Annotated in this window: 5 protein-coding genes; 3 read left to right on the top strand and 2 right to left on the bottom strand. The window is 33.3% G+C overall.

The window, feature by feature from the left end; all coding sequences use genetic code 11:
• The first annotated feature begins 132 nt into the window (after window positions 1-132).
• On the top strand, window positions 133-2880 hold the full coding sequence (locus MY04_RS26235; RefSeq protein ID WP_066215934.1) for a T9SS type A sorting domain-containing protein: 2748 nt from the start codon (window positions 133-135) through the stop codon (window positions 2878-2880).
• A 208-nt stretch (window positions 2881-3088) separates the two neighbouring features.
• Here the strand turns inward: MY04_RS26235 and MY04_RS26230 are convergent, their stop codons facing one another.
• Together MY04_RS26230 and MY04_RS26225 are read right to left on the bottom strand one after the other, a co-directional pair.
• A complete protein-coding gene (locus MY04_RS26230; RefSeq protein WP_066215933.1) occupies window positions 3089-4723 on the bottom strand; it encodes a hypothetical protein in 1635 nt (544 codons plus the stop codon).
• 2 nt (window positions 4724-4725) lie between these two features.
• A complete protein-coding gene (locus MY04_RS26225; protein ID WP_066215932.1) occupies window positions 4726-6378 on the bottom strand; it encodes a glycoside hydrolase family 31 protein in 1653 nt (550 codons plus the stop codon).
• Window positions 6379-6975: 597 nt separating this feature from the next.
• Between MY04_RS26225 and MY04_RS26220 the strand changes: the two genes are divergently transcribed.
• On the top strand, window positions 6976-9180 hold the full coding sequence (locus MY04_RS26220; RefSeq protein ID WP_066215930.1) for a sialate O-acetylesterase: 2205 nt from the start codon (window positions 6976-6978) through the stop codon (window positions 9178-9180).
• A gap of 45 nt (window positions 9181-9225) precedes the next feature.
• Complete coding sequence (locus MY04_RS26215; protein ID WP_158297928.1) at window positions 9226-10998, top strand: hypothetical protein; 1773 nt, start codon at window positions 9226-9228, stop codon at window positions 10996-10998.
• Window positions 10999-11017: the final 19 nt, after the last annotated feature.

The following is an 11017-nucleotide window of genomic DNA, read 5'->3' as shown; positions in this document are numbered from 1 at the left end:
GCTTTTCTTATTGGTTAATAAACTCAAATCAGAATAAATCAAACCTCAATATATTGCTCCTAAGTTTTTTTAAATGATTCAATTTTTATTTTTTTGGAGCATTTTTTATCATCAGCTAAAAGTATGATTAAAATGAAAATAAAGCATATTATATTTTCACTATTATTTTTTCTTGTAAATAGTGGATATTCTCAAAAAATTATTCATGATTTTACGGAACCTGTAGATGGGATCGAATTTAAAAATATCACTTCCGATAGAACACATGATAATACATTAAAAGCCAACATTTCAGAAGAGAATAAAAGCTGGAAAGCAAAGATGTATTTAAATGTAAATCAAGATGTTTTTGCTCAACCAATAGTTTATCTAAAATATAAAGTTAACTCTCAGCACACACTTGATAAAGTTGGTTTAACTGTGATAATAAAGATTGATGGTATCTATGGTAAAAATGGAGATAGTGGAACTTGGAGATTATATCCAACATTCAATGCGGTTTCTAATGAGTGGGAAGAGGTGCAATTTGATTTATCTCCACTAATTACATCATGGAAAAATACTCATGGCAATAATCATGGAAATATTCAAGAAATCAAGATAGATGTAGGGACAAGTAATTTGCCATTTTTTGGTGATATAGAATTTGATTACATCAAAATAGGTGAGGTGCTCTCTGTTTCTAAAGTGGAATTAGATGCTACTTCAACCGATAAAATTAATGTATTTACTACTCAAAAAATCCAAGGTCAAGTCTTTAAAGAACACTTTGAGGTTAAAAAAGAGGGTGTAAACCAACTTCTTAAAAATGTTGATATAATTAACGACACCACCTTAGCAATAGAACTTCAACAACCTATTGAGGTACCACTTGATGTAATGGATATTGCAACAATCAACGTAAGTTATAACGGTCTTGGAGAGGTGAAATCACAGGAGGGTAACGAGTACTTAAAAAGCTTTACATTAACATTATCATATGAAGATTATGGAGAGAATTTGTGGAAATATTGGGGTAAATTTCAAACTCAAACTTATCCATACCCACAGCCTTGGTCAGAGGAAAGTCAGATTATTGATGGCTGGGACTGGTCTTTACCGCCAAATATAAAAGCAGATGATAAAGCATATTTTAAATACAAAGATTTAAGTCTTCCAGAATTTTCATGTAAAAACTTAGCATCAGTTTTAGTTAGATGGGATGAACTTGAACCAACAGAAGGAAATTATGATTTCGAATTACTTAAGAATAAAATAAAGGAGAGCGTAGTTGGTCATGATGGAGTTGTTTTAAGACTATTGTCTTCGGTATGGAAAATTGATTCTTACCCTGTCGAAGGACAATCAATTCCTAAATGGTTAGAAGAAAGAAAAAATGCTCCACGTTGGATGGATGATCTTCCAATTGCTAAAATACCAATGCATAAGGCTATTGATAACAAATATCTAATTACAAATATGGATATCATGGATGAAGAGTATCATTCTCGATATTTACGTTTTATAAGAGCATTAGGTAATAGTGGAATTCCGGAAATGGAAGAGCTTAAGCTAGTCAATGTGTGTTATCGTTCAGCATCTGCAGGAGAAGAATTTACAAAATATAATATCGTTCCGAACCATCATGTAGAATCTCAATATAGTGAAGAAGTAATAGCACAACGTTCAAAAGAACGTCTAAATGTTTGGAGTGAAGCGTTTGGTGATCATGTAAATAAATTACTGTATGTAGGACATGACAAAGATGCTTTTGTCGATCATGCAGGTGATATGGGGATAGGTACAAGATCCGGATTTATAGAGGTTTATACTAATTTGATGCATGCACCTGAATTGGGTATTTTTATTAATCAAGATCGTTACATGGAAATTGATGAAGAGAATAATTTCATTAAAAATAACCTCCCATTTGGTGATGAAAATGAAGAGTATGATAATGAATACAGATTCGGCTGGAAGGAATCTTTTCCATATCGCTATTATATCGCTTCATTTAGAATGATGCAAATGCGTCGTAATTACGTAATGCATGATGATAAAACTCTAAATCCTACTCTAACATGGTATGTAGGAATGGGGTTGTCAAGAAATATTCATAATTCTCCAGATGCTTGGGCACTTTTATCTGAGATGTATATTAGCCCATTTAGTAATAAAAATGAGGATGGTAGTTCTAATGAGGGTGAGGTAAAAAATATAGAACGTTGGCTCTATCAAAGAGATAAAGAAGGTTACGAAACAACACCATGTATGAAGGTGCCTGTTCCTAAAATATTATGGAGCCTTGATAAAAATAAACCTTATGAATATACCGCTAGAAAAGGTAAGAAGATGGGTTTTGATATTGATAATAGATTCTTTAATGGTCAAGAATATGAATCAGCCATTAAAGTAACCTATTATGATGGTGTAAAAGGTAATCTCAAACTAGTGTATCATACAAGTAAGGGGGAACAATATGTAAGTATTACAACCACAGGTCAAGATTTAGTAAAGACAGCTACCTTTATGGTCGATATCAAGACAGAAATATCTAATCAACCTTTTGATTTTGAGATTCATTCAGAAGAAGAAGTACCCATATTTTTTGTTCGTATTATTAAGCTTCAAGAAACAAATAACGATGATGGTATCACTAATAAAAATTCAAAAGAGTTTTCTTCTACTTGTAAATTTTATCCAAATCCTTTTAAAAATGAAGTGAAGATTGAATCACAAAAAAATATTAATGTTTCAGTATTTGATCAGAACCTAAAAGTGATTTTTACAGGTAATGTTAGTGCCTATCAACCGTATATTATTGACACCTCAACTTGGAGCAATGGACTGTATTACCTTAAAACTTCTAATGGTGAAACATTTCAAATTATAAAAAACTGAAATAAAAGGAGTAATGAAGAAAGCCCAAACTGCTTTTTAAGTTATATTCTTTTTTAATAATTTTATTTTCACAATAAAAAAGGAATTGATTTAATAAAATAGTATTAAATCAATTCCTTTTTGTATGTAAAATGATGAAAGAACAGTTTGCTTTAATAATGTGGGTAATAAGTTAATTCTAACAATTCATGATTTATTCTATTACTACTTAATATTTGATAGCTCTAAGCATACTTACCTCAGGAGCAAAATCATTATCTCCTATAATTTCTAAATCAAAATTTTCAGAGCTTTTACCAATACCATTCCAGATGACGAAAGTTGCAGTTTTGATTTTACCAGTATTGGAAACAGACACAGGATTACTTATATCTTTTTTATTTTCACCATACTTTAAAGAAAATGTACCATTGCCATTATCAAAGTAGCTTACTTTTATAACCCATTTTTTATGCTCTTTTTTAAGCTTTTCATCTACTTTAAAACCAATTTTATTGCCTTTTCTTCCGATATAATCATAATCATCACCTTCATCTACATACCAAGTTTTTACAGGTTGTTTCATTTTTATAACAGGTGTGGTTTCATATCCTTTACTATCTCTTTGATATACCCAACGCTCAAAGTTTTTTACCTTTTTGTTTGGTACATAATGATTTTTTAAACGACTTTCTCTAAGTACGGACCATCCTTCAAAAGCATCATTGACAGTTCTACCTAAAGAAGCAGAAACCCAAGCAAACATTTCGGGGTTAAGGGTAAATTCATTAAAAAGAACATAGGAACAACGCATTTGTAATAAGCGAAGATTGGAACTAAAATAGCGGTAAGGGAAGGAGTCGGTTGAATGTCCAAATCTGTATCCTCTTTTTGAGGTAGCCCAAACTGTTTCATACTCTTCATTTTCTTCTCCATGAAAAGAATTATTTTTGATAATCTCATTTTCTTCATCGACAATTAAGTACCCTTCTTTATTTACTTTTTGCCCGATTTCAGCAGATGGGATCTTGTAAAGATACATTTCAACAAAACCTCTTCGAATTCCAAAACCTTTTTTCAGTCCATATTGACTTACACCGCCCATAAAGACTTTTTCTTCAACACCTTTTGTGATTTTAGCCCATTGATCCAACCTTTCAATGACATGTTGAACAGTGTCAGGATTTTGATTGTGAGGACCTATACCTTCATCTCCGTTGGATGGAGAAGCATATCCTACAAATAGACCTTTAACATCATTCATGTGAGGAATTCCGGAATCACCTAAAGCCTGAATAAGTGCAAGATATCGTTTGTGAAACTCAGGATGACTCACATCATAGTTAGTTTTCATGGGATTTTTCTTATGTTCTGTCCTAATTGGGATATTGTATTTTTTAATCCAATCGGGAGCAAAATCAATTGCAGAACTATGTAGTCTTACAATAGAACCATATCCTTTTTCTGCACAAAGCTCAATATTCTCTTTTAGAACACTGAAGTCATATTTTCCTTCTTCTGCTTCCACATGATGCCACTGCACCCAGTGGGAAACTACAGGGGTAATCGGAAATTGATATTCCCAAGCATTTGGGAGTTGATCAATTTTCTTTCGTTGTTTTAATGGATTGAATATGCGGTTAACACAGATCAAACCTTTAGGCATTGCCTTAATATGATTTGGAAATGACCAATCCCAACCATCAATCACATGATCTTCAGCCTTCCAAAGCGGTGTCTGAACTTCTATGAGTGGCGTCTTATTATATTCTCCCCAATAGGGATAAAGAGGGGGAACCTCTTGTGAAAAAGAAGGTGCCCCGATCATTAATAAAAGACTAAAAATTACAAATTGTCTTAGCATGATTATGAAGTTTTAGCCTTTGTAAAATAAGGAAGAACATGTAATGGTGCATCCACTGTAATTGTTTTTCCTCCTCTATACGTTTTACCATTTTGATCTTTCCATTTTCCTTTTGGTAAAACCACCTGACGTTCTCTTTGTCCTTTCTTTACTACTGGAGCAACAAGAATATCTTTTCCTAACATGAATTGATCATCAATTGTATCGAAACCTTGATTAGGAAATTCAAAAGACAAATGTCTGATAATTGGTTCTCCTGTTTTAGAAGACTCATGAGCTAAATTGATGATGTAATCGGCATATTTCTCATGAAGTATAGCCATATCTTTACAGTATGCTGAATTTTCTTCAGACAATACTCTCCATGGTCCAGCAGAGAACTGCATCATTGGCATAAGTGCATGTACTTGTGCAGAACGAACTACCAATTCTTCATCTATTAAAGCTCCATTTAAGAAGGTTCTATACTGTCCCCCACCAATCATATCAGGACATACATAATTATACCCTAAAATGCCTTGAACAAGAATACCAGGTACTAGTTTTTCAAGATCTCCCCATTCATGACCTTTATCTCTAAGGCGTTGAGCAAGTGGCAATCCAGCTGATTTCCAAGCTGCTCTGTATTCATTAAATTCATAATGAAGTCCTAATCGGGCAAAACCTTCTGTTTGATCGGATGGATATACACCATTTTTATAAATTAAATCGCCTTTATACTGATGAACATCTCCAGCATCAAATTTAAAACCATCTATTCCATAATCGTTTACTAGAATATCTAATTTATCTTTAAACCAAGCTTCAGCATCTGGGTTGGATAAATCTAAAGCAGCACTTGCACCATTCCACCAACGAAGAACGGCAGCCTTATTTTTAGTATTTGCCCATAAAATGTTTTGTTTGCCGTTACCATCTCCATCCATGATTAAAAGACCTTCTTCAGCCAAGTAACGGAATATTTCTGAATCAGCACTAACAAATGGACATACCCATAGCATCACTTTGAATCCCATATCGTGAAGTTTTTTGACCATACCTTTGGGATCATCAAATTTGCGAGGGTCAAATCTCCAGTCACCGTAATCTTCTTGCCAGTTATCATCGATCATAATCACACCTGGAGGGAATCCATTGTCCAAAATATTTTGAGCATATTGTAAAATATCTTTTTCATTTTGGTTATACATCAGCTCAATCCATGTATTGTATTGAGGCGCTGTAAACATAAATTCGTGAGGGATTTTTCCATTTGAAGGGAAAAATTTTTGCGTTACAAAATCTTTCACCTCTATGAGATTACTACCCTGCTGTCCATACTCAATGCTTTTTCCTTTTTCAGGAGTAACTGTAATTTTACCTTCTTTAATAGAGAATTGAATAGGATCCTCACTCCAAATAAATCTACCTCTATTTGATAATAAAAGAGGTTGTGATTGATTCCCTTTATTGTGGAGCTTCAAATTGCGAGATAAATCTGTAGTGGAATCAAAAGGCATTAAATCTGCATCGACAATATTACCACCCCACCATAGTTCACCTTCCAACATATTTGTTGAATATTCTTGAGTAGTCTGTTGGACATTCTGTCCCCAAACATCATTAAGTAATAATAAAAGGCCGATAAAAGCGGTATTAATTAAAAAATTTTTCATACTTAAATTGATTATAAATGTCACCTGATGAAAAGCATTAGAATGAAAATAAAGGGGATTTTTATTGATTTATTATGGTCAAAGAAAAATTACAGTTTATTTTTCTTTCTATTGCTAACAATACAATATTACGGCACTTAAAACAATTGTATGTTCCCATTTAGCTCAAAAAAGTAAAGAAATTGTACGCAAGTATTAATGCGATGTGTGCAAATAAAAGTGATAAAGATGTTTCATTAATCACTAAGCTAAACGTATTTAAATTTTCTATTTTAAATACGTATACCCCGCTTTTAAGCTCAAAAATGAAGAAGTTGACAAAAATGACTAAGCATTGGACAAATTGAACCGTCCCATCAATATAGAACCTCCTAGATTTGAGGTATTACTTTCGAGTACCTTTTTCAAGGTTCAATCATTGATCTTAGATAAAATGAGTAACATATAATTTTGAGGAATTATTTTGATGTGTGATGAATTAAACCAACTTTCCTTAGCTGGAGTTAAAACAAATAACCTCTGATTTTATTCATCATCATTTTAGATTAAAAGGTATTTCAGGAAGGGTTTATATGAAATAAATTTTACATATTACTTATGAAATCTTTAAGACATTTTTTGGGTATACTTTTATTACTCACTCTTACTATATCTAGTCAGGCACAGAATAAGGTTAGGCTTTTTATTGAGTCCGGGCAGTCTAATGCCTATGGGGCAGGAAATGGAGCACTTTTGCCCGAAAAATATACTACCCAAAATAAAGAGGTATTGATTTATCATGATAACAAGAAGAATTCAAAGCTGATAAAGATGCAACCTTATGATCGTGTTGCTAAAAAATTTAATATAGAAGGGAAAGCATTTGGTGTTGAAGTACCCTTTGCTTATGAAATGAAAAAGAGATACCCCGATGATATTATTGTGGTAGCCAAAGTAGCAATTGTAGGAGGAACTTCTATTGTTGCTTGGGATAAAAATCATACACGAGAGGATTGGATAGATGACTTAAAAGAGGTCGATAACGAAAATAAAGCTCACTTTAAACTATATGATCGTTTAATAGAGGGGTCTAAAAAGTGTATTAAACTTGTTAAGGAAAAATACCCAAACAAGGAAATCGAATTTGGCGGTTTATTATGGTTACAAACCGAGAGAGACGGTATGAAGCTCGAAACTGTCAATAAATATGAACCTCGTTTAAAACAGTTTATTGCCAATGTGAGAAATGACTTGGATTTACCACAACTACCTTGGTATATTATGAATGCTCATATTGAAAATAGAAAGCATTTAAAGACTCATCAAGCAATGCTTAAAAGGGTATCCGAAGAAGTTTCTAATGTTAGAATAGTGGATGCTAGTAATTTGACAACATACGAAGGTGTGCATTTTGATACTGAGGGTGTTATTGGCCTAGCGAATCGTTTTGCAGAAGCAGTATATGGTTTTGATAGAGCTCCAAAGCCACCTTTGGGTTGGAATAGCTTTGATAGTTATGGTGTATATCTTTATGAAGAAGCTGCAATGAAAAATGTTGAAGCATTTGCAAAAATACTTCAACCACATGGATATGAATACTTTGTGATAGACGCTGGTTGGTTTGGTGAGTTTGAACTGAAGGAAGGAACGAAATATCCTTTGGAAAAACATGCTCGAAAGATGAAATTTAATGAGTATGGCTTATTACAACCTTCAGATACTTACTTTCCAAATGGACTAAAACCAATTATTGATAGATGTCATGAATTAGGGATCAAATTTGGACTTCATTTAATGCGAGGTATTCCTAGGGAAGTGTATGAATTGGACTTACCAATCAAAGGAACAAACTATACTGCTAGGGATATTACTGATACTACAAGTATATGTAAATGGAACCATCAAAATTATGGTATCGATATGACAAAGCCCGGTGCACAAGAGTTTTATAATAACTTAATGGATCAGATGGCTGAGTGGGGTGTAGATTTTATCAAATATGATGATTTAGTACCTTTCCCTGCAGAAGTAGAAGGGATTGCAAACGCAATTGCTCAAAGTGGTAGACCGATGGTATTTAGTCTAAGTCCGGGTGGTTATATTCCTGAGAATGCATTGACATTTTTCAAAAAGGGAAATATGCTAAGAGTAACTCATGATATCTGGGATGATAGAAAGGGAATTAACCAGTGTTTTGATGCATGGAAAAAATGGGAAGGACAATCGGATCCAGGATTTTGGATAGATATGGATATGATTCCTTTTGGTAAATTACAATTACAATCACCTATGCCTGATTGGACGACTTCAAATGATGACTTTGATGACATCAAAAAGAAAGTAAAATCTGGAGAACTAACAGATGTAGAGTTATTGGCAGGGAAGGGTTGGACAAGAGAATCGGAATTTAATACAGATCAAAAGTATACATTTATTACACTTAGAGCACTTTCAGCTTCTCCTTTAATGATGGGAGGTGATCTTCCATCGTTGGATAAATTTTCATTAGAATTGATTACTCATCCTGAAGTGCTTGCATGTAATCAAAATGGAGTAATGGGACATTTAATTTCAGAATCTGAAAACAAAGTTGAGATTTGGCAAACTCCAAAAAAACATTCGGAAGATGGATGGATAGGTATCTTTAACCGTTCAGATGTCCCTCAAAAAGTTATGCTTGATGCTAAAACCTTAGGATTGGAAGATTCAGAATTTTCTTTAGAAAACATCTGGAAAGAAAAGAAAATAAAACTAGGTAAAGCAAGTAAAATTCCTGCTGATGGTGTTTTGTTTATCAAATACTCTCGTCAACAAAATATTTAAGTTTTCATTTTTTAGATCATTGTCAACAGTTTTCAATAATAGTGTATGAAAACCAAATTGATATTTCTAGTAATTATGCTGTGCTCCTCAAATATGTTGTGGGCACAGCATATTTTTCCTAAAGATGCATGGGGTGTATACTCTTGGGGAAACTATCATCCCAAATACATCAATAAAAAGCAGGCTCCTGAAATAAAGGGAGCTCCATTGATTCTAAATTGGAGAAAACTTGAGCCAGAAAATGGTGTTTTTAAATTTGATGAGCAAATAGGTGAGAAGCTATTGAAACTTGAAGAAGAGAATTTATATACTCATCTGATGGTTTGGGTAGCTTTTTCTACAAAAAGAGTTACAGAATCGGACACCACTTGGGCATTTACTCCTAAGTGGATTTTTGATAACGGTGTTCCTCTAGTCTCCTTCGATCCAAGGCCTAACCCATTTGGAGAAACGGTTTCTTACTATTTCCCCTATTACCTTGATGCAAACTATAAGTATTATTTTCACCGTTTGATCCACGCAATGGGAGAATATGTTTTAAGCCTTCCTCCTCATCTACGAAAAAGAATTTTATTTTTACAAAGTGCAGAAGGATCTACAGGTGATGGTCAGCCTTATAAAGGAAAACCACATAATTCTCAATATAAAATAAGCAAGGAGCAATGGAGTAAATTTAGAATAGAAACATGGGAAACTTATGTTGACGCATTTTCTAAAGAGGGAGAATTACAAATTCCAATACTGACGAACTATGATACCAATAGAGAAGTAGAATATAAGTGGATTTTGAATCATCTCCCCAAAGCAATAGGTCTTAAAAATGGAATGTTTTCCCATGGGTATCATATTAGCGACGCACAACAGCGGTTGGAAGAGTTTAAAGGTTTCCAATCAAAGGTGGAAGAACAAGGTAAAGTATTTTTTTCTAGAGGAGAACAAGATCAAGAATATAAAACCTACGGATGGAGTACAAAGAATATCCCTCAAGGTTTTTATTGGTCAGCACTTTATGCAACACACTGTGGACTTAGTTTATGGAATATACCAAAGTCAGCATGTATAGACGAAAAGAATTTTGAAGCATTTAGGACATTCAACCGATATGCAGCACAAGTACATCCAACATCTGCAGACTATGCTTTTTGTGCTTTAAGAAGAGGATTGGATGTGTCTGATACAAATAGTTTTCCAGAGGAGATTTATGGAAAATCACTCAAAAGTAATCAAGAGCGATACATTAAAATTGCAAAAGCATTTGAAGCTTTTGGGGCTCATATGGGAGATCCTTCTAAAGCAATAAAAGGAGGAATGATAAATCGCAAACGTCAAGATTATAATGATGCAGGATGGAAAATATTAAAAGGCAATTACGAACGTCATTTAAATCAAATTAATCCAGAAGAAACGAGTATTGCTTGGTGGAATATCGACAAATCCATTTATGGACGGTTTGCCAGAGGATTTGATTATAAATCAGGTAAAAATACCATGTACTTTGATCTTATAGATGATTTTTTTGGTAAGAATAGAAATAGTATAAAGAATAATATCAACTTAAAAATTATTTACTTTTCTGATGATGGTGGAAAGTGGGAACTAAAGTACCATGATGTTGAAGGTAATATGCAGACTGCTTGTGAGGTGACGAATATAAAAGGGCAAGGTTGGCAAACAAAAAATGTAATTATTAATAATGCTGCTTTACAAAATGGAGGTAAGCATGGAGCAGATTTTATCTTAGAAAATAAAGGAAAGACCAATTGTCGATTTCATATGATTGAAGTGGATAAAAGTAAGGTGGAGTATGTAGAAATGTAAAATAAAGATTAAGAATAAA

It is taken from the genome of Flammeovirga sp. MY04 (assembly GCF_001682195.2).
GTDB classification, from domain to species: Bacteria; Bacteroidota; Bacteroidia; order Cytophagales; family Flammeovirgaceae; genus Flammeovirga; species Flammeovirga yaeyamensis.
Note: the sequence above shows the minus strand (reverse complement) of the source record. Positions and strands in the feature narration are given on the sequence as shown.